The following is a 20,453-nucleotide window of genomic DNA, read 5'->3' on the forward strand; positions in this document are numbered from 1 at the left end:
CGATTTAGCGCTCGCGCACCCACACCATCATTTCCCCTTCGCCGCGGTTCGCCCAGGCATAATACGGGATAAACTTCAGCGTTGCCGGTTGCTCTGCCAGACGCGGCGACGCGCTGTACAATCCGCCGTCCCAGTCCGACCCGGTGATGCGAACCGCCTCCGTCTGCACGGTAACGATGCCGCCCACAAGATCGGCTTCGTATGCCGCGTGAAGTTCGGCCTCCCGCGGCAACACCAGCTCATGCAGGTTCGCCCCGTTGTCAGCCTGCTCCAGGCAATAGACGAGCGGACCGCGCTGCAGCGCCACCTTGCCGGCGTTGCCGCGTACGAGAGGATGGCTGTACATCCGCGTCACCGGCATCGCCAGCTTCAGCTCCACCACATCCCCTGCACACCATTGCCGTGCCAGCCGAATGTAGCCGTCCTGAAGCACAGCTCCCTCCAGTTTCACTTCTACTCCATTCACGTGAAGGCTCGCTTCTGGGCACCAATCCGGCAGCCGTAACGCCAGTGTAAAACGGCCTTCTCCCTCTGGCTGCACCTCAAACCGCACCTTTCCATCCCAAGGATAATCGGTCGTTTGCGTCAGCTTCACCTTGCCGCCGCTCGTTGGCAATTCAGCTTCCCCGCCGATATAGAGATGCGCATATACCGTATCGCCTTGCACTGTATAGATGTATTCGCCAAGTGAGGCTAGCAGCCGGGCGATATTTGGCGGACAGCAAGCGCAGCCGAACCATTCCTGACGAACCGTTTTGATATGGTCAAACTTATGGTTCGCGCCTCCGCAAGCTTTCGGATCCACCTCCAGCGGATTCACATAGAAGAAATGCCTGCCGTCCCTTGCCATTCCAGCGACAACCGTATTGTATAAAGCCCGCTCCATCACATTGGCATATCTCGAATCCGGCGAAATTCGCAGCATCCGTTGGGCGAAGAAGATCAGCCCGATAGAAGCGCAAGTCTCCGAATATACCGTGTCATTCGGCAGGTCGTAATCAAATGAAAATGCTTCGCCCTGCGGCATGGAGCCTACCCCGCCGGTAATATACATCTGTTTGTCGACGATGTTGTCCCACAGCTTGCGGCAGGCAGCCAGCATCGACTCGTCACCGGTCAGCGCTGCAACGTCGGCCATCCCAGTCAACATATACAGCAGCCGAACCGCATGCCCCACCGCAGTCTCCTGCTCTCGTACCGGCAGATGTGCCTGATGGTAAGCGAGATTCACATGATCGGCATGTCCCGCCCAGTGCGTTTGACCTCCCCGCCGCTTGAGCTCCTCTTCGAAGAAGAAAGGCTTCTGTCCCCGTTGCTCCAGGAAAAATTGGCTTAGTCGCAAATATCGCTCTTCTCCGGTCACCTCGTACAGCTTAACGAGCGCCAACTCGATTTCCTGATGGCCGTCGTACCCGGGCAGCTTGCCGGGTTCCGCACCAAACACGCTGTCGATATAATCCGCAAACTTGATGACGATGTCGAGCAGGTTTCTTTTGCCCGTGGCCCGATAATAGGCGACTCCCGCTTCAATCAAATGTCCTGCGCAATACAGCTCATGGCATTCCGTCAGATTCGTCCAGCGCTTGTCCGGCTCCTTCAGGATATAATACGTGTTCAAATACCCGTCTTCCCGTTGTGCCAAGGCCATCGTATCAATTAACCCGTCGGCGATCGCTGCCAGCTCCGGATTTGGATCCGCTTCCAAAATATAAGCAGCGGCTTCCAGCCATTTCGCCAAATCGCTGTCCTGGAATACCAGCCCGTAATATTCTCCCTGAGCCTGCCCTGCGGCAATTTGGAAATTGCGTACAGCGCCGCTAGGTTCAGCACCTTCCACCCGATCATTTAATGCTTCCCATTGATAAGGAACAACCACATCCTTCACCAAACGGATATAGTAACTCCAAAATTCGTCTCGAATGTTCACCCGATTCAGCGCAACCCGCTCGGAACGCGGCATTTGCCCGGCTAACTTCATCGCAAGGCCTCCTCCTTTTTTTCAAAAAATCATACTGACAAATCTCATTTTATCTCATATATTTAGAACGAAATACGAATCCTATCAACCTCAAAGTTATAATATTTCACACTCAAAATGGAGGAGAGTTCCTTGCCGAAACCAACGGACCTGGTACAGCTGACGGCGCCGCCTTTGCCTTATTTTTTGGAATGTGGACATACCGTCTATCAGCCCGGAGACGAGCATCCCAACCGACGGAATATCGGGATCTTTGATTGGATCGTCGTGGAATCCGGCACGTTATACCTCGGGGAGTCGGGGCAATCCTGGAGCTTAGGGGCCGGCCAATCGCTGCTGCTGTTGCCCGATCGGCATCATTACGCGGTGAAGCCCTGCGAGGAGATAACATCGTTTTATTGGCTGCATTTTCATACGGTCTGTGCTTGGCAGCAACTCCCGGCAGAGGAAGCGGATCATCGTTATCCGGACGCGGATGAGCATTACAGCCGTTTCCTGGCTGCACCGTACTCTCTGCATCTGCCGAAAGCGTGGGACCTTCCTTCACCGGACCAGACGTTCCGCTTGTTCCGACAGCTGTTGGGAGGCCTCGGGGAACGTCAATCCCGGGCGTTTTGGAACCGGCAGCAGCGGTTCGAGGAATTGCTTCGCTCAATGGACCTCCGGCAGTTGGAATCGCATGCCTCGCCGGTAGTAACCGTTGCGGAGAAGGCCGAGGCCTACATCAAGAGCAACTTCCGTTCGGAGCTTAACAGCGGGCAGATGGCCGATGCCTTGCATTACCACTATAACTACATCACGCGCTGCATGAAGCAGGTATATGGCATGACGCCCAACGATTACTTGCTGCATTACCGGCTAGAGCAAGCCAAGCTGCTGCTGCTGACCACAGAGTGGCCGATTGCGGACATTGCTTCTTACGTTGGCTTCAACAGCACGCCCTACTTCTCGAACCGGTTTGCGTTCAAAAACGGCTGCTCTCCCCGCGAGTTCCGCAAGCGATATATGTCTTAAGAAAACGTCATTCTTTCTGATATCTTAAAAAACAAAAAAACCGCCCATTGCATAAAGCCCAGCGCGGACGGTTTCATTCATAATTAATTTGTTGCCACAACGGTGTTGATCGATGCGAACGCATGCGGACCAAAGCCTTCCGATGCCTCGCCAACCGGTTGATTCAGCAGAAAGGCAAATCCCTGCCCGTTGATGTTCTTGACGATATACTGCTGGGTCAGCCCCTTGCCTTGGGCGATCAGGAACAGCTCCGCATCACGCATCGTATCGTAGATCTGATCGCCGCTGCGCTGCTCCACGTTACCGATTTTCGACATCTCCCTCTTGGCTGCTTTGGCCAGTTCCTCGATGTTGTAATCGGCAGGCAGCTTGGAAATGATCACATGATAATCCGGGTCGTAATTCATCATGAGCTTGTTGGTTTTGGCATCAAAGGAGAAGATGTCGAACATATAAAATGCGTAGCCGTCGCCCTTTTGCAAAGTGGCCGCTTTCGTCTCTTTCATGCCTTCCAGCTCAAGCTCAATCGATTTCTCCGCCGGCAGATCCGATGTTGCACCGGAGTCCGTAGCCTCTTTGGCAGGAGCCGTTTCCAGCTTCATTAAGACGAGTTGCTTCAGCGCAGCATCGCCTTCCACTGCCCGCTCCACATACTCGAATGACACCGGCGTGCCTTGCACCAGACTCTGAGCCGACGCGCTTATAGTTTCATCCATTTGAAAAGCCGTTGGCGTCCCCTCCACCTCAATCTCCGCAGAGTGGTTGTCAATCAAACCAACAAACGTTCCCGTCCCCTGCTTCGTTTCGGCTGCGACGTCATCGGGTGAGTTGTTGCCTGTCTCCGTCTGGTTCTCATTCGTTTCACCGCCAGCATTCATTCCAGGCTCAGCACTGTTCCCGGCACAAGCGGTCAACGAAATCACAAGCAGGATCATTCCCAGCCAGCCGGCGGTCTTCTTCCATCTATGTTTCTTTAAGCTCATGTTTGTCATGATAAGCACCCCCACATACACAGACGGCTTAACTCTTTAAAAGGTTGCCACCGCAAAGCAATTTACGCGAACGCTTCGCAAAAGCGCAAAAAAGAGGCAGCCTCCTTAAGACGGAGAGCTTGCCTCTTCCTAATTCCTTACTGTTCCTCAACTTCTTTGCCCTCGCGAGCGGCCAATAAGAACAGGACGATCAGCACGAAGGCAACCAGTGCCATGAACGGAATCGTAATAAATCCGAGCCAGCCTTGCCCAAGATAATCGACGTTGCAAGGAACGCCAATTTTGCAGGGAAGCAGCTTGGCTAACGCCGGGATTTTTTGCTCACTGTAATGATAAATGGAGATCATGCCGCCAATGATGCTGAGCGGGAGCACATACGGAATGATGTGCCGATCGTTCTTATACGCAGCAATCCCCAGCAAAATGACCTGCGGGTACATGAAGATCCGCTGGAACCAGCACAGCCGGCACGGCTCATAATGCAGCACTTCGCTTAGATACAAGCTGCCCGCCGTCGCGACCATCGCAACCAGCCAGGCGAGGTAGATGCCGTAGTCCCTCAAAAACCCCCGCATCGTCCTCATTCCTCCTCTTTACTCCTTTTTCAACCTCGGTTGACTAGAAGGTCTTACTCTCCGGCCAGTTCGTTGTCGATGGTCTTCTTCAGCGTCTCATAATCGCCAAGGTTGCCGGCATACTCGATCCCATTGATGAAGAACGTCGGTGTGCTGTCTACACCCAGCTTGTCTCCTCGAGCCAAATGCGCTGACACCTCGTCCTGATACGTGGCCTCTGCGATATCTTTCTGCAACAGGTCGTAATCGATGGGTAACTCCAGCTCCTTAGCCAGGTTGACCAAAAATTCAGGCGAAGCCCAACCGCTGTTCTCCTCCCCCTGGCGTTCAAAAATCGCATCGAAATATGTCCAGAATGCCTCATTGCTTTGATGATACACCGATTGAGCGGCCAGCGCGGCCGTAAACGAATCGGAACCGATAAACGGCAAATTCATGAAATAAAAAGCAACTTTACCTTGATCTATATAATCCTTCGCCAACTCTGGCTTAATCAGTTCATTAACATGTTTACAAGACGGACATTGATAATCCCCAAACTCCACAATCTTAACAGGGGCATCAGCTTGTCCCAACACAGGCAGCGCAGCATAATCAAATTCGACGGGCTTCGGTTTCGGCTGAATCGTCAAGACAACGATGATCAGAATCAGAAGCAACCCCACGGTCGAAAACCAGATCAGACGTCTCCTCTTTAATTGCTGTTGCTGCTTTTGTTGTTCGGCTTTGCGCTTGGCCAAAGCGTTCTTTGTTGTTTTCGGCGGCATGCGATCCCTTCTTTCCATATAATAGTTCATTTTCAATATACGTTTTATCCTGCAACCATTCTAGTTACAAAAGCAAGATTCGTCAAGTTGAGCCTAGAACTTCGCTGGAACTTTCCCATAATAAAAGGCTGCCCTAACGCCCAAGGCATTAGTAGCAGCCCTTCAAAGAAACTCCTATCCAGCGATCGTCTTAGATTATTCTTTCGCTTCGTCCGCGCCTACCGTTCCTTCAGGTTCGCCGTCAGCCGAGGCTTCCTTCGCCAAATCCGCATCAGCCACCCGTGGCAGCACGATGGAAGCTAGCAATTCCTCTGGCTGAGCATGCATCGTCACGCCTTCCGGCAGCTTCACATCTCCGGCCATCAGCTTGTCCCCTGCATCCAGCGAAGAAATATCGACCTCCAAGGATGCCGGCAAAACATCCGGTAAACCCTCCACTTCCAGCTCCGTCTCCTGAATCTGCAATACACCGCCTACCTTCGCTCCCGCAGCCGTACCTGTGTAATGCAGCGGTATTTTTACGCGAATCGGTTTGTTTTTGGACACTTGTTGAAAATCGACATGCAAAATCTTCCCTTGCTGTTGCTGAACATCTTTAATCAGCGCCGGGACGGTTGGCCCCCCTTCGACATTCAGATCAAAAAACTCCGATCTGCCTGTCCGTACAACCTTCAACAGCTCCTTCTCGTCCACATAAACTGCAAGGTTCTCGGTTTCCGCTCCATACACAACCGCAGGAACACGTCCATGTTGTCTCAGCTTGCGCAGCGTGGAACGATGGAAATCCGTTCTTGGCGTAGCATTTAGTTGAAACGTGTGATGGTTCGTACTCATCTTGCAACAACCTCCTTGAAATTGTGCCTATTGCATCACTGACATGATTGCCATGGCATAAGCTCCATAAACGTATAGTGCCCATTTTTACCACCACTAAACTTCTCAATGTTCTATGCTCTTCTGGCCTCTTTTGCACCATTATCCCTTTGCTTCAGAATTAGAGTTCGATCAAAGGCTGATCCTCCTAGTTCCGAGCTATGCGGTGTTCCCTACACCCCCTGATGCAACGGGATAATCATCGAAAAGAGGGCCAGACACCCCCAACAGTCCGCAAAAGAGCATCACATGAATCGCCTCGCCAAAGGAAAAAACCGGCGCCTTAACGGCACCGGTTCAAGAGGAAACCCTATTATTTATCAATTGGAAAAGATTATGCTTCGATCGAGCGAACCAGCTCTACGACCTGTTCAGCCGTCTGCATTTGCAGTGCCTTCGCTGCCAGCTGCTCCATATCTGCTTTGGACAGCTTGGAGATTTGCGAACGAGCCGGCAGGATCGAAGTTGCGCTCATGCTGAATTCATCCAGTCCAAGCCCCAGCAACAACGGAATTGCCGTTGCATCGCCAGCCATCTCGCCGCACATTCCAGCCCATTTGCCTTCTTTGTGCGCTGCATCGATGACCATTTTGACCAAGCGTAAAATCGATGGGTTATATGGCTGATACAAGTAAGATACACGTTCGTTCATGCGATCGGCTGCCATCGTATATTGAATAAGGTCGTTGGTACCAATACTGAAGAAGTCCACTTCTTTGGCGAACTGATCGGCCAAGACCGCAGTCGAAGGAATCTCCACCATAATGCCGAGTTGAATCTCGTCGGAGACTTGAACGCCTTCGGCTTGCAGCTTCTCCTTCTCTTCCAGGAGCAGCGCCTTCGCCGCGCGGAACTCATCCAACGTTGCGATCATTGGGAACATGATGCGCAGGGTACCGTATACGCTGGCGCGAAGCAAAGCGCGCAGCTGCGTGCGGAACAAATCCTTCTGCTCCAGACACAGGCGAATCGCACGGAAGCCCAGGAACGGGTTCATTTCCTTCGGCAGATTCAAATAAGGCAGTTCTTTGTCGCCGCCGATATCCAACGTGCGGACAACGACCGGTTTTCCTTCCATTTTTTCCAGCACGGTCTTGTAGGCGTTGAATTGAACATCCTCCGAAGGCAGCTCTGTGCGTCCCATGTACAGGAATTCTGTCCGGTACAAGCCCACTCCTTCACCGCCGTTCTCCAGCACGCCCGTCACGTCGTTAGGCGTACCGATGTTCGCAGCCAATTCCACGTGAACGCCGTCCTTCGACGTCGTCTGCACCTCGCGCAGCTTCTTCCATTCTTCAATCTGCACCAGGTACTTATCGCGTTTGGCTTTGTACTCGTTCAGAACATCCTCGGTCGGATTAATGATGACACTGCCGTCCAATCCGTCCACGATCACCAGATCGCCGCTGTTTACCTTATCCAGCACCTCTTTGGTACCAACAACCGCCGGGATTTCCAGCGAGCGGGCCATGATTGCCGAGTGCGACGTCCGTCCGCCAATATTCGTTGTAAAGCCTTTAACGTAATTGCGATTCAACTGTGCCGTATCCGACGGCGTCAAGTCTTCCGCAATCACGATGACTTCCTCGTTGATGTCAGCCGGGTTGACGTAGTTCAGTCCGAGCAAATGCGTAAGCACACGCTTGGTAACGTCTCGCATATCTGCTGCGCGTTCCTTGAGGTAGGCGCTTTTCATATTTTCAAACATCGAGATGAATTCATTAGCGGTTTCATTCAGAGCATACTCCGCACTCACGTTCTCAGCCGTGATTTTATCGCGAACCGGCGTCAACAGCTCAGGGTCGTTCAAAATCAACAAATGGGATTCAAAAATCTCCGCTTTCTTCTCACCAAGCTCTTGAAGCGTGCGCTCTTTGATCGCTTCGAGCTCCTGTTGAGATTTGGCCAGAGCTTCGTCCAGGCGCGCCAATTCCGCAGCGGAATCGGAAGCATCCCGACGATGAATCGTATAGTCGGGATGTTCCAACTTGAAAGCTTTGGCGATGGCCACGCCAGCCGAAGCGGCAATGCCTTCAATCTTAAGCATTCACTTCTCCAAGCCCTTCGTTAACCATCACTTCGGTGAGCGCTTGAAGTGCTGCTTCTGCTTCTTCGCCTTCAACGATCAGCTTGAGCGAATCGCCTTGTTCCAGACCCAAGGACAGTACGCCGAGGATCGATTTCAGCGTTACTTTCTTGCCGCCGGCTTCAGCGAAGGATTCGGCCCCCTTGAATTTGTTAGCAGTGTTCACCAGAGCCGTTGCCGGGCGTGCATGAATTCCGTCTTCATCCGTAATTTTGAACATTCTTTCCATGATTAATCCTCTCGCTTTCTGAATTATAATTTTAGAAAAAATATATAATACGCTCCTTACCCTATTGTAAGGGAACGTGAGAACCAATGCCAAATGCACCGCCGCGATCAAACGACAGCGCATTGGAGCTTTACTTAATAGTGACGATGTCGGCTTCGCCTTTGGACAGCTTGCCGGTTTTGTTCAGCTTCACGGACGCGCCTTCCGGCAAGTTCGAGAAGACGATTGGCGAAATAATGGATGGAGCATGCTCTTTCACATAATCCAGATCGACTTCCAGAATCGGTTGTCCAGCAGCGACCAGATCCCCTTCCTTCACCAGTACATTGAAGCCTTGACCCTTCAGTTTAACGGTATTTACGCCGATGTGAACCAGCACTTCTTTCCCGCCGTCCGACATGATGCCGATGGCATGCTTGCTTGGGAAGACGTTAAACACTTTCCCAAAAACCGGGGAACCAATCACGCCGTCGTGCGGAAGCACGGCGAATCCGTCTCCGGTCATTCTTTCGGAGAACACGGGATCCGGTACATTGGAAATATCCATCAGCTCACCATTTACCGGCATGACGATGTCTTCGTTGATAATCGCATCGCCGTCTTGGGCTGCTTGTTGTTCCACTTCAGCAGGTTTAACCTCTTCAGTCTTGACCGCTTCCGATTTCGCCGCAGGCCGCGGCGTCTTGCCGCTCATAATATCGGCAATTTGCGACTTGATCGTGTCGGAACGTGTCCCGAAGATCGCTTGGATATTGTTACCTACTTCAAGCACACCCGATGCGCCCAGTTTCTTGAGCTGATCCTTGCTGACATTTGCTTTATCCTTCACTTCCACCCGCAGCCGAGTGATGCAGGCATCCAAGTGAACGATGTTCTCTTGACCGCCCAGCGCGGACAAGATGTTATGCGGCAAATCGTCTTGCGAAGTTGCTCCACCAGCTCCCGCGCCTTCCTCATCGGTAACTTGATCTTCGCGGCCCGGCGTTTTCAAGTTAAACTTGCGAATCACGTAACGGAAACCGAAGTAGTAAATGACCGCCAGAATCAGACCAACGATGATGACGTTCCACCAAGGTGTCCGGTTTGGAATCACCCCGAAAATCAGGAAGTCGATCAAACCGCCGGAGAAGGTCATCCCGATCTTCGTCCCCAGGATATGCATCGTCATAAAAGACAAACCTGCAAAGATCGTATGAACGGCAAACAACGCCGGTGCAACGAACAGGAACGAGAACTCCAGCGGTTCCGTAATCCCCGTCAAGAAGGAAGTTAATGCTGCCGAGCCCATAATCCCGGCCACATATTTCTTATGCTCTGGACGAGCTTCGTGATAAATTGCCAGCGCAGCGGCAGGCAAACCAAACATCATGAACGGGAATTTACCGGTCATAAATGTACCGGCTGTAAACGGTACGCCATCGCGCAGTTGTGCCATGAAGATCGATTGGTCCCCGCGCACAAGCTGACCTGCGCTATTGATGTATTCGCCAAATTCGAACCAGAACGGCGAATAGAAGATATGGTGCAGACCAAACGGAATTAACGCCCGTTCGACTACCCCGAAGATAAACGCGGACAACGTCCGGTTTTGCTCCAGCATAAAGTGGGAAGCCGTGTTCAATCCGGTTTGAATCGGCGGCCAAATGATAACCATCAGCAACCCAAGCAGAACCGAAGTAGCCGCTGTCATAATCGGCACAAACCGTTTCCCCGCGAAGAAGCCAAGGTAAGACGGAAGCTCGATCCGGAAGAACCGGTTATACATTGCGGCAGCTAGGATACCCACGATAATACCGCCGAATACCCCCGTTGCCAACGTTGGGATCCCCAGTACATTGGCATAGGCTGGATCGGTTCCGATCATCGACGGTACTACTCCAATAACCGTTCCCATCGTCACGTTCATGACGAGGTACCCGATAATGGCAGCCAGACCGGCAACCCCCTCGCCGCCAGCCAGACCCACGGCGACGCCTACTGCAAACAGCAAGGCCAGGTTCGTAAAGACGATTTGGCCGGCGTTCATCATGACTGTAGCTACAGCATGAACTCCATGGTTATCCAAAGCTGGAACCAAGTTTAAGAACTCGGGGCTGACCAGCATATTGCCGATCCCGAGCAGCAAGCCTGCCGCCGGAAGAAGAGCTACCGGAAGCATCAGCGCTTTACCTACCCGTTGTAATACCCCAAACAAACGCTTAAACATAAATACCCTCCTGTAATTACTATGGTGGACTAACAAAAACAGGCATGAGCCAATATAGGTCTTTGGTGTTGTACCGTGATCGCTTACGGATATAATGCCCCGTAACCGTCCAATACAATCCAAAAAAACCTCTATCAACTCATGCCTGATCGAATCAGTCACACATTGTGATTATGAAGTTGTTGTTTTAATGCACTAGGAATTATAGCAGACCTTCTTTTTTCGCGCAAGCAAGCTATTGAAGATTTGCCGGCGCCACCCGGTGTAAATGCATGGTTAAATAACTAACCTCTGCCTTATAAACCGGCTGTTTCAGGCGCTGTTCCATAACTTTTGTCAATTTATAGGCAAGCGAATACAAAACAGGATATTCCTCTTTCAGTAGCCGTTCCAGCTTGTGGACTTCCCCCACTTGTTCGCCCCGCCGTATCCGTTCGATCGCAAATCGCAAATGGGTGAGCAGACGCGAATAGTCCAGCGAGTTGCGAAGGATGGAGAAGCGAAGCTCCTTCTCAATGATGCCTACCAAATCGGCGATCAACTGGGCATGTCCTCGGACCTCGCTGATATGACGGTTGGTGATGGCGCTGTTAATATGAAGCGCCACAAAGCCGATTTCGTCTTCACCAAGATCAATCCCCAGCCTGTCCTTAATCAAACGTATGGCGTATTCCGCTAATTCATATTCCAATGGATAAATTTCCTTTGTTTCGAACAAAAATGGATTATGAAACGCGATGTCCTGCTCCGCCCGCTTAATCGCAAACGCCAAGTGATCTGTCAGCGCGATATGAATATGCTCATTCAGTTCGGTTTGGGTTTTTGAGGAAATATACATAATAATTTCGCCGATGATCTCGATCAGTTGCTCATCCACTTGGTGCACGAGTTGCTTGTATTGCTCCTGCTCTTGCTGGTTCGTAAGGATGAACATCTTCTCGACGGCTTCCAGCGAAATGGAATCTCCCGTTTTTCGGTTAAATCCGATGCCTTTGCCGATGACAACGACCTCGCCATGCTCCGGATGATTCGCGATGATGACATTGTTATTCAACACTTTGGCCACGCGCAGGCTGTTCACAACAGTAGCACCTCTTTTCCTATATTCCGAAAACGGTTAAGCCCATTATAATGGATTTTTGGGGCGCCGTCAGCCGATTCCCAGGCATTTCAAAGGCGTCCTCACTCTCATGAGGAGCGGGACGCCGAGTTTCTTCATATCCTAGGACAAGATACACGGATGGAGGGCAGTTGTCAAGCCAACTTAGGCCCTACTTTTGGTCTGGGTCCGCCGCCTTTGAGGCCGCAGTTTCCAGTACAACCGAATCTGGAACTTTTGCGCCTGCTGCAGACTTGACGGAAGCCGTCTCGAGCTCCGGTTTTGCAGCGACAACTTTGCCTTTGGTCAGACTTTGGATTAACCGATCGAGCTCGATTCCGGAGACACTCTTCAGCATATCAGGCGCTGTAGCCATCAGCTCGGTCACGTAATTGCTGACGCGAGCAGCTCCCTCGCCCTTGCCCGTATCGACCACGGTCAGCTTGTCGATGGAGGACAGTGGTGCAGCGATCTTGCTTGCCAGCTCCGGCAGCATTTTCGTTACGATATCGAGTATTGCCGCCTCGCCGAATTTCTGGAACGCTTCGGCCAGCTTCTCCTTCGCTTCGGCCTCTGCCAAGCCGCGCAGACGAATGATTTCGGCCTCTGCCGTCCCTTTCGCCCGTTCGGCATCCGCAATCGCCAGACCTTCTAACCGCTTCTGTTCAGCAGATGCTTTAGCTTGCTTTTCAATCGAGTATTGCAACGCATCGGCTTCCCGCATCTTCCGGGCTTTTTCTGCTTCTGCTGCTTGCTCGACGGCATAGCGGTCCGCCTCAGCCTTTTTCTTAACTTCGGCTTCAAGTTGCTTCTGACGGACGATGATTTCTTTCTCCTGCAGATCGATTTCCCGTTCCTTCCGTACCAGCTCAACCTTCATCTGCTCTTCGACCATCACTTGCTTCGCCCGAGCTTCCTGAATGTTATAAGCTTGGTCGGCTTCGGCTTTGGCGGTATCCTGCTCTTTCTTAAAGGACGCCACCTTCAGCTCCTTCTCCTTCTCTGCCTCGGCAATGTTCGTATCGCGGACCAGTTCAGCCTTCTGCCCAGCTTCCTCCGCCAACGCCTTCTGGATTCGTGCATCCCGTTGAGCTTCGGCCTCGGCAATGTCGGCATCCCGCTTAACTGCAGCGATCCGCGGTTTCCCCAGCGCCTCCAGGTAACCGTGCTTATCTCGAACGTCCTTGATCGTGAACGAGACGATCTGCAGCCCCATTTTCTTCAGATCACGGGCTGCAACGCTTTGCACTTCCTGAGCGAACTTATCGCGGTTACGATACACTTCCTCAACGGTCATCGAACCCAAGATGGAGCGTAAATGACCTTCCAGCACTTCCTGTGCCTCGCCCTTCAGCGACTCAATCGGCTTGCCCATAAATTGTTCCGCTGCTGTTGCGACGTCTTCAACCGAGCTGCCTACCTTAATAATGGCCACGCCGTCCGCAGATACCGGGACCCCCTGCTCGGTGTAGACCTCCGGTGTCATCACGTCAAGCTTATGAGACAGCAACGATAGAAACTCGGCTTTCTGAAAGATCGGCCAGATAAACGCCCCGCCGCCGCGCACAATCTTGATTTTGCGGCCGGATTGGTCGTCGGAAATGTTTTTGTTCCCTAGAAAAGACCCCGTCACGATCATTGCTTCATCGGGACCCACCGTTTTGTATCTTGCCCAAAATGCCAGCCCAAGCACGATGATGACTGCAATCACGATCCCAGGGATGAGTAGGAAATCAGCAACACCTTCGAACAATGACATCAGCTCCCTCTTCTTTAATTGGTACTACATCGGGTGGGGGTAAAGCTCGGAAACCTGGACGGTCCCGTCCTTCGCCGTCTCGATCACGACAACGGCGGTTCCGGCGGGAATCTCCTTCCGATCCCAGCTGGAAGCGATATGCAGCGAATTGCCGCCTGCCTGTTTCACCATCACTTCGCCAAATCCTTGTGCTGGAATAGGCACCGTGACTTCACCAATTTTACCGGGCAGCTCCGATTCGGAGAATCCCGTGGAATTCTCGCTGTTCTCCATCGGCTTCACATAGACGAAATAGACGAGAACAGACAGCAGGACGGCAATCACAATGGCTAACATCACTACAGCAGCTGTGCCAAGCCCGGAATATCGGTCCAGCAAAATGCCGGCTCCGCCAAAGGACGTGATCGCCGAGGCCGTGATGATCGGCTTGAGAAAATCGGCGGACAAGAAATCAAAGATGCCATCCAGCCAGCTTCCAATCAAGTCACCAAGCACAGCGCTGATAACGGCAAACAAAGCACCGCCGATAAAACAACCCCAAAACAGCGCTTCCATCCCGTTCCTCCCTTTACCCAAAATATTGTTGAACTCTACAATTAAATACGTAAATTGGTGAACTATGTTTCAAAAAAAGAAAAACCGGCCCACGACGCAAATCGGAAGACCGGTTATGTGGAGTAACTATTTCGGAAAAGGCGATTACAGCGACATCCGATAAATTTCGAGCACGTCCTGTTTATCCAGCACGGCAAAGTTACCAAATGGACCAAAGCGGACCGCCTTATCGGCCATCACTTCCAACTGGCTGTCGTCAATGTCGTAATCCGCCAAGCGGCTTGGTGCGCCAATGGAGTTCCAAAAGGAACGCAACGCTTCAATCCCCTCAAGCGCCACTGCCTCATCACTCTTGCCCGCAGGGTCAACATGGAAGACGTTGACCGCCAGACGCTTAAAGCGGGTAACATCGTGCTTTAAGTTATATTTCATCCAGTTCGGGAACAGGATCGCCAGACCGCCGCCATGCGGAATATCGTAAACCGCCGACACGGCATGCTCAATGTTGTGAGTCGCCCAATCTCCCGACAAACCCATGTTCAGCACGCCGTTCAGCGCAAGCGTACCGCACAGCAGGATCGTCTCCCGAAGGTCGTAGTTTTCCAAATCCTGTACCAGCTTCGGTGCCGTTTCAATCACGGTCCGCAGCAGCCCTTCACAGAACTCATCCTGCAGCAACGTGTTTGGCGTCGGATGGAAGTAATGCTCGAATACATGAGACATGATATCCACCATGCCATATACCGTTTGATCTTTCGGCAACGTCACCGTAAACTGCGGATCAAGGATGGAGAATGCCGGATAAGCCAGCTTGCTGCCCCAGCCCAGCTTTTCCTTGGTCACTTCGTTGGAGATCACGGAGTTCCCGTTCATTTCGGAGCCGGTTGCAGCCATGGTCAGCACCGTACCAAGCGGCAGAGCATCCTTCGGCACAGCTTTGCGCTCTGCGAAATCCCACATATCCCCATCGTATTTCGCTCCGACGGCAATCGCCTTCGCACAGTCAAGCACGCTGCCGCCGCCAACCGCAAGCACCAGCTCGATGCCGTTGGATTTGCACAGCTCGACTCCACGATGCACCGTCGAAAGACGCGGGTTCGGTTCAACGCCTGCAAGCTCCGTTACTTCGGCGCCAATTTCGCGCAGAAGGGACGTTACTTGATCATACAGCCCGCTGCGTTTAATACTGCCGCCGCCGTAGACTAGCAGCACTTTTTTGCCGTAAGCCGGTACCTCGTTCCGAAGCGCCTCCAACTGGCCTTTACCGAAGATCAGCCTCGTAGGATTATGAAATACGAAATTGTCCATCCCGTAACTCCTCCTTAAATTTAGGTTATATCAATGTAGTGTTTCTACTAAGCAATCGTGTTATTACTAACCTCTTCGAACTCCCAAACTATTATACTTCTAACTGTAACAACAAGCCAAACAGAAAAAGAAAGGATCACCCAAACCTTTACAGCTTGGAATGACCCTTCTCCTTTGTTCCGATCCATGCCTTAACGTTTGCGGTACCCGATCGATTCCACAAAGCGTTCGAACGCCTCATGGCCTTCCGGCGTCGCTTTGAATACGCCGGCATGTCCAAGGATCTCCGCAAACTTCTTGCCCACCTCATCACGCAGCAGCGCTTCGGCCTCTTTACGCCCCAGCGACATGCCCACGCGTGCCACCAGTTCCTTCACCCAGTCCGCATGCACGGCCAAGCGGGCATTCGGTTCCGATACGGTTTGCTGATACAGCGCCTGATCACCGCTCAGAATGTCAGCAACCGCCGCCAGCTCTTCCTTCAACCGGCCCGGCAGGATGGCAACACCCATGACTTCAATCAGGCCGATGTTCTCCTTCTTGATATGATGCATCTCGCGGTGCGGATGGAAGATGCCTTCGGGATGCTGCTCATTCGTCCGGTTATTGCGCAGGACGATGTCCGCTTCATACCCGCCGTCCGCGCTGCGGCGGACAATCGGCGTCACCGTGTTATGCGGCACGGATTCCCCCTCCTGCTTGGAGAATGCGAGGACGCCAACAGACGGGTCGCTGTAGTGCTTCCATTTCTCGTACAGATGATCTACCGCTTCCAACACGGCTTCCCGGTTCTGACCGTTTACCCGCAGCACCGACATTGGCCACTTCACCCTGCCGACGGTAACACCGGCGAAGTCCGGATGCGCATAGACGACTTCGACTGGTGCTTTTTCCAATGGGAATGTGTGGCGTCCCCCCTGGAAATGATCATGCGTCAGAATCGACCCGCCGACGATCGGCAGATCCGCGTTGGAACCGATGAAGTAATGCGGGAACAACGTCGTGAATTCCAGCAACCGCTTAAACGTATCGCGGGTCAGCTTCATCGGAACATGATCGTGGTGGAACACGATGCAATGCTCATTGTAATAGACGTAAGGCGAGTATTGGAAAAACCACAGCTCTCCGTTTAACGTCAGCGGAATGACTCGCAAGTTCTGGCGGGCGGGATGATTCAGCCGTCCAGCATACCCCACGTTCTCGCGGCACAGCTGACATTTTGGATATACCGGAGGGGGCAGCAGCTTCGCCATCGCGATTTCCTTCGGATTTTTCTCCGGTTTGGACAGATTGATCGTGATTTCCATGTCTCCAAACGGTGTGGGCTGCTCCCAATAGATGTTCTGGCGCACCCGGTCCATCCGAATGTAATTGCTGGCTACCGACAGTTTGTAGAAGGCGTCGGTCGCGGCGGCAATTCCCTGCTCGCTTTCCGTTTTGCGGAAGGCAGCGATCGTTTCCGACGGGCGCGGCATGAGCAGGCCCATGATTTTCGCATCCAGCAAATCGCGGTACGTAGCAGTGTTTTCCGGTATCAAACCGATGGCAAGCCCGTAATCGATTAGAATCTCAAGCGGTTCCTGGGGTCCAGTCAGCGCCTCTGTCGCCACTTCACCGGCGTACGGCTCATCGAAGGCGAACAACTCTAGGAGACGATTACGCGAATAGTCCACGTCCCACCAATCGATCAAGCCTTGTTCGAGCGCATAATTCACCAGCCGTTCAATCGCATGAAGCGCGTCTTGACGACTTTTCTCTTCGACTCCCATCCATAACACCCCTTAGTCGTTATAGCCGTTCGGATGGCTGTTATGCCATTGCCATGCACTTTCAATGATGCTGGACAACTTGTTGCGGGTCGGATTCCAGCCCAGCACGCGGCGGGCTTTGTCCGAGGAAGCAATGAGCACCGCCGGATCGCCAGCACGGCGCGGACTGATGACAACCGGGAAGTCACGGCCGGTGACCTGCTTCACGGTTTCGATAACTTCCTTCACCGAGAAACCTTGCCCGTTGCCAAGGTTAAATACATCGCTCTCCCCGCCGCTAAGCAAATGATCCACCGCGCGCAGATGGGCATCGGCCAAGTCGCTGACGTGGATATAGTCACGGATGCAGGTACCGTCCCCCGTGTTGTAGTCATCACCAAACACCTGAATGGATGGACGTTGTCCCAATGCCGCTTGAATGATCAATGGGATCAGATGGCTTTCCGGGCGATGGTCCTCGCCGATTTTGCCGCTCTCATGGGCACCAGCGGCGTTGAAGTAACGCAAGGACACGTATTTGATCCCCAGCACCTGATCGAACCAAGCCATCATCCGTTCCATCGTCAGCTTGGTTTCCCCATAGACATTCGTTGGCCGGGTTGGATCCCTCTCTTCAATTGGCACCTTTTCAGGTTCACCATAGGTTGCCGCCGTGGAAGAGAACACGATTTTACGTACATTCGCCTGATCCATCGCATCCAGCAAACAAAGCGTCCCGTACACGTTATTGTCAAAATATTTCACCGGATCCCTCATACTCTCCCCAACCAGAGAGTTCGCGGCAAAATGAATAACCGCTTCAATCTCGTTCTCGGCGAACAACTTGGCCAGCAACGGCTTATCACGCAGATCTCCTTCGTACAGCTTACCGCCGAGCAACGCCTCGCGATGTCCAGTCTGCAGGTTGTCGATCACCACAACCTCTCTGCCTTGCTCCAGCAACGCTGCTACCGTATGCGAACCGATATAACCGGCTCCTCCCGTTACCAATATCGCCATGCGGATTACTCCCCTTTCATCTCATGCACGCCGTCGCCTACGCCGCACACGTAAAATTCGCCTTCCAGCCCGGTCCGCTCTTGATAAGCCCGGCCAACCTCGGACACGAACTTTTCTACCGAATCTTCATGTACCAGCGATACCGTGCAGCCGCCAAATCCGGCACCGGTCATCCGAGCACCCAAGGTGCCTTCAATCTTACGGGCTTCCTCTACCATCACGTCCAGCTCCAGGCAGCTCACCTCGTACAAATCCCGCAGCGAATCATGCGAGGCATTCATCAGCTCGCCAAAAGCCTTCAGATCGTTGGCGCTCAGCGCATCCACCGATTTCAACACGCGCGCGTTCTCTTCCACCACGTGTTTGGCCCGTTTGTACAGCACTTCGTTCGTAAAATCTCCCCGCCACTGCTCCAACTGCTCCGGTTTCAGATGGGCCAGGAACTGCAAGCCCGGCTCACGCTTCTGCAAAATCTCCAGCGCTGCATCGCATTCGGACCGCCGTTCATTGTATTTCGAGTCAACCAGCCCGCGGCGTTTCTTCGTATTGCCGATGACCAGCTTATACGCACCTGTCCGGAACGGAACCAGCTTGTATTCCAAGGTGTCACACATCAGCAGGATCGCATGGTCCTTCGCCCCGTTCGCCACTGCAAATTGGTCCATAATGCCGCTGTTTACGCCGACGTATTGATTCTCAGCCCGCTGCGACAACCGAGCGATTTCCACCTTATCGAGCTCTTTCCCTTCCATGCTCACGAGTGCCAAAGCCGTAACCACTTCAATCGAGGCGGAGGAGGACAGGCCTGAACCGTTCGGAATTTCGCCATGGAACAAGAGATCATACCCGCTGGTAAGCGAGATCCCCAGCTTTTTCAGCTCCACGTAAACGCCGATCGGATAGTCGATCCATTCTCCGGTTTTGCTTGTGCCCAGCTCTTCCAATGCCAGCTCTGCCGTGTACGGAAGGTTACTGGAAGCAAAAGCGACTTTGCCGTCGGAGCGCTTGCGGACCGCCAGCGTCGTCCCAAATTCTAATGCAGCCGGGAAGACATACCCCCCGTTGTAGTCAATATGCTCACCGATCAAGTTCACCCGTCCCGGGGCGTTAAATACGCGAATCGGCTCAGTGCTTTCCCCGTATTTGGATATAAACAATTGTTCCATTTCCTGCTTTTTCATCAACGTACACCCCATCGTCATGGAATCTTTAATCCTTGTATCCAGTATAATGAAATCGCTTTGCGTTGATAATGCAACTTTGCGAGATCAATATAGATAAATGTGACTTTTCGGAGTAAAATGGGAGCGAAGTCTTATGGGGCGTTACCCGTCCCTTTATCCAAAGGAGACCCTCCCATGCTTAAAGAAACCTACAGCGCGGCCGCCAACCCGGATTTGATCGAGACCGATGAGCTGCATGTTCTGTTCGCCGGCGAAAGTCAAACTCTCCCCGATCACCGATTGGGCCCGAAAATTTATGATTATTACCTCCTGCACTTCGTAGAGCAAGGCAAGGGCACGTTCCGAACCGAATCCGCTTCCTATGAGCTGAGTAAAGGGAATGGCTTCCTGATTCTCCCCGATCAGCTCGTCAGTTATGCTTCCGATGTGACCGAGCCTTGGCGTTACCGTTGGATCGCCTTCACCGGTGTGAAGGCGGCTGAACTCGTGAAACGAGCTGGCTTCACACCGCAGCAGCCAGTGTTCCGGCAAGACGGGGACAGCCCGATCCCTGCCTTGCTCAGCAGCGTGTTACAAGCTTTCCAAGCGAAAAAAAACAGCTCCCATCTGCTATCGCTGGGGCTGCTGCACCAAATTATGGCCGAAGCCCAAGAGACGCTTGGCATGGCCTCGGCGCTGCCGTCAGGTGAATCGGGTGTTCAGCGAATCGTGAAGCAAATGATTCATTATATGGCCAGCCAATACGCGCATCCGGTCTCCATCGAGCAGATGTGCGCATCCTTGGGCTATAATCGAGCTTATCTATCACGGATATTCAAAAAAGAAACGGGCTTCACCCCCGTCACCTACCTGTTGAAGCTGAGAATTGATAAGTCCCGTCAGCTGCTGCGCGAACGTCCCGAGCTGTCGATTGAACAGATCGCAGCTTCGGTCGGCCTTACCGATCCGCTCTACTTCTCAAGGCAGTTCCGCCGGTTCCATAACGAGTCGCCAAGCGAGTATCGCCGTACGGTTACGCGGAATCCCGCGAAGGAGTGAAGGCTCGTCGCTTAACTCGCCG

17 protein-coding genes are annotated in these 20,453 nt (G+C 52.7%); 2 read left to right on the top strand and 15 right to left on the bottom strand.

Translation table 11 applies throughout. The annotated features are described in order from the left end of the window. Positions 1–4: 4 nt before the first annotated feature. Positions 5–1,978 (bottom strand): glycoside hydrolase family 127 protein, encoded by a 1,974-nt coding sequence (locus tag PBA01S_RS10300; protein WP_127575930.1) that lies wholly within the window; start codon positions 1,976–1,978, stop codon positions 5–7. Between the two features lie 132 nt (positions 1,979–2,110). Between PBA01S_RS10300 and PBA01S_RS10305 the strand changes: the two genes are divergently transcribed. Then, complete coding sequence (locus PBA01S_RS10305; protein WP_028538900.1) at positions 2,111–2,992, top strand: AraC family transcriptional regulator; 882 nt, start codon at positions 2,111–2,113, stop codon at positions 2,990–2,992. An 83-nt stretch (positions 2,993–3,075) separates the two neighbouring features. Here PBA01S_RS10305 and PBA01S_RS10310 read toward each other — a convergent pair whose 3' ends face one another. The 14 genes from PBA01S_RS10310 to PBA01S_RS10375 form a co-directional block, all read right to left on the bottom strand. After that, a complete protein-coding gene (locus PBA01S_RS10310; RefSeq protein ID WP_127575931.1) occupies positions 3,076–3,984 on the bottom strand; it encodes a DUF8580 domain-containing lipoprotein in 909 nt (302 codons plus the stop codon). A 137-nt stretch (positions 3,985–4,121) separates the two neighbouring features. Further along, positions 4,122–4,568, bottom strand: a complete 447-nt coding sequence (locus PBA01S_RS10315) for a disulfide oxidoreductase (RefSeq protein ID WP_028538902.1) — start codon at positions 4,566–4,568, stop codon at positions 4,122–4,124. A gap of 44 nt (positions 4,569–4,612) precedes the next feature. Further along, a complete protein-coding gene (locus PBA01S_RS10320) occupies positions 4,613–5,326 on the bottom strand; it encodes a DsbA family protein (RefSeq protein WP_016311216.1) in 714 nt (237 codons plus the stop codon). Positions 5,327–5,521: 195 nt separating this feature from the next. Beyond that, a complete protein-coding gene (locus PBA01S_RS10325; protein ID WP_028538903.1) occupies positions 5,522–6,160 on the bottom strand; it encodes a 50S ribosomal protein L25 in 639 nt (212 codons plus the stop codon). Positions 6,161–6,533: 373 nt separating this feature from the next. Continuing rightward, the gene (gene ptsP / locus PBA01S_RS10330) at positions 6,534–8,246 is read right to left on the bottom strand and encodes a phosphoenolpyruvate--protein phosphotransferase (protein WP_016311214.1); all 1,713 of its coding nucleotides are present in this window, start codon (positions 8,244–8,246) and stop codon (positions 6,534–6,536) included. Further along, positions 8,239–8,514, bottom strand: a complete 276-nt coding sequence (locus tag PBA01S_RS10335) for an HPr family phosphocarrier protein (protein ID WP_009224359.1) — start codon at positions 8,512–8,514, stop codon at positions 8,239–8,241. The genes ptsP and PBA01S_RS10335 overlap by 8 nt, the downstream gene beginning before the upstream one ends. Positions 8,515–8,644: 130 nt before the next feature. Beyond that, complete coding sequence (ptsG, locus tag PBA01S_RS10340) at positions 8,645–10,720, bottom strand: glucose-specific PTS transporter subunit IIBC (RefSeq protein WP_016311213.1); 2,076 nt, start codon at positions 10,718–10,720, stop codon at positions 8,645–8,647. A 235-nt stretch (positions 10,721–10,955) separates the two neighbouring features. After that, positions 10,956–11,801: a glucose PTS transporter transcription antiterminator GlcT gene (gene glcT / locus PBA01S_RS10345; RefSeq protein ID WP_016311212.1), complete on the bottom strand. Its 846-nt coding sequence runs from the start codon at positions 11,799–11,801 to the stop codon at positions 10,956–10,958. 190 nt (positions 11,802–11,991) lie between these two features. Next, the gene (gene floT / locus PBA01S_RS10350; RefSeq protein ID WP_016311211.1) at positions 11,992–13,578 is read right to left on the bottom strand and encodes a flotillin lipid rafts scaffold protein FloT; all 1,587 of its coding nucleotides are present in this window, start codon (positions 13,576–13,578) and stop codon (positions 11,992–11,994) included. 24 nt (positions 13,579–13,602) lie between these two features. Next, positions 13,603–14,133 (bottom strand): NfeD family protein, encoded by a 531-nt coding sequence (locus PBA01S_RS10355; protein ID WP_016311210.1) that lies wholly within the window; start codon positions 14,131–14,133, stop codon positions 13,603–13,605. Between the two features lie 144 nt (positions 14,134–14,277). Further along, a complete protein-coding gene (locus PBA01S_RS10360; protein ID WP_127575932.1) occupies positions 14,278–15,441 on the bottom strand; it encodes an iron-containing alcohol dehydrogenase in 1,164 nt (387 codons plus the stop codon). A 191-nt stretch (positions 15,442–15,632) separates the two neighbouring features. Beyond that, on the bottom strand, positions 15,633–17,210 hold the full coding sequence (locus tag PBA01S_RS10365; protein ID WP_127575933.1) for a UDP-glucose--hexose-1-phosphate uridylyltransferase: 1,578 nt from the start codon (positions 17,208–17,210) through the stop codon (positions 15,633–15,635). Positions 17,211–17,222: 12 nt separating this feature from the next. Beyond that, positions 17,223–18,209, bottom strand: coding sequence for a UDP-glucose 4-epimerase GalE (galE, locus tag PBA01S_RS10370; protein WP_127575934.1), 987 nt, complete (start codon positions 18,207–18,209; stop codon positions 17,223–17,225). Positions 18,210–18,214: 5 nt separating this feature from the next. Further along, a complete protein-coding gene (locus tag PBA01S_RS10375; protein ID WP_127575935.1) occupies positions 18,215–19,390 on the bottom strand; it encodes a galactokinase in 1,176 nt (391 codons plus the stop codon). A gap of 177 nt (positions 19,391–19,567) precedes the next feature. Between PBA01S_RS10375 and PBA01S_RS10380 the strand changes: the two genes are divergently transcribed. Next, the gene (locus tag PBA01S_RS10380; protein WP_028538911.1) at positions 19,568–20,431 is read left to right on the top strand and encodes an AraC family transcriptional regulator; all 864 of its coding nucleotides are present in this window, start codon (positions 19,568–19,570) and stop codon (positions 20,429–20,431) included. Positions 20,432–20,453: the final 22 nt, after the last annotated feature.

Source organism: Paenibacillus barengoltzii NBRC 101215 (assembly GCF_004000745.1).
Lineage (GTDB): Bacteria > Bacillota > Bacilli > Paenibacillales > Paenibacillaceae > Fontibacillus > Fontibacillus barengoltzii.

Coding starts and splice junctions, on each gene's coding strand:
- PBA01S_RS10380 (WP_028538911.1), top strand. CDS start 19,568: ATGCTTAAAGAAACCTACAGCGCGGCCGCCAACCCGGATTTGATCGAG.
- PBA01S_RS10300 (WP_127575930.1), bottom strand. CDS start 1,978: ATGAAGTTAGCCGGGCAAATGCCGCGTTCCGAGCGGGTTGCGCTGAAT.
- ptsP (WP_016311214.1), bottom strand. CDS start 8,246: ATGCTTAAGATTGAAGGCATTGCCGCTTCGGCTGGCGTGGCCATCGCC.
- PBA01S_RS10325 (WP_028538903.1), bottom strand. CDS start 6,160: ATGAGTACGAACCATCACACGTTTCAACTAAATGCTACGCCAAGAACG.
- PBA01S_RS10365 (WP_127575933.1), bottom strand. CDS start 17,210: ATGGGAGTCGAAGAGAAAAGTCGTCAAGACGCGCTTCATGCGATTGAA.
- PBA01S_RS10315 (WP_028538902.1), bottom strand. CDS start 4,568: ATGAGGACGATGCGGGGGTTTTTGAGGGACTACGGCATCTACCTCGCC.
- PBA01S_RS10335 (WP_009224359.1), bottom strand. CDS start 8,514: ATGGAAAGAATGTTCAAAATTACGGATGAAGACGGAATTCATGCACGC.
- ptsG (WP_016311213.1), bottom strand. CDS start 10,720: ATGTTTAAGCGTTTGTTTGGGGTATTACAACGGGTAGGTAAAGCGCTG.
- floT (WP_016311211.1), bottom strand. CDS start 13,578: ATGTCATTGTTCGAAGGTGTTGCTGATTTCCTACTCATCCCTGGGATC.
- PBA01S_RS10320 (WP_016311216.1), bottom strand. CDS start 5,326: ATGCCGCCGAAAACAACAAAGAACGCTTTGGCCAAGCGCAAAGCCGAA.
- PBA01S_RS10375 (WP_127575935.1), bottom strand. CDS start 19,390: ATGAAAAAGCAGGAAATGGAACAATTGTTTATATCCAAATACGGGGAA.
- galE (WP_127575934.1), bottom strand. CDS start 18,209: ATGGCGATATTGGTAACGGGAGGAGCCGGTTATATCGGTTCGCATACG.
- PBA01S_RS10310 (WP_127575931.1), bottom strand. CDS start 3,984: ATGACAAACATGAGCTTAAAGAAACATAGATGGAAGAAGACCGCCGGC.
- PBA01S_RS10355 (WP_016311210.1), bottom strand. CDS start 14,133: ATGGAAGCGCTGTTTTGGGGTTGTTTTATCGGCGGTGCTTTGTTTGCC.
- PBA01S_RS10360 (WP_127575932.1), bottom strand. CDS start 15,441: ATGGACAATTTCGTATTTCATAATCCTACGAGGCTGATCTTCGGTAAA.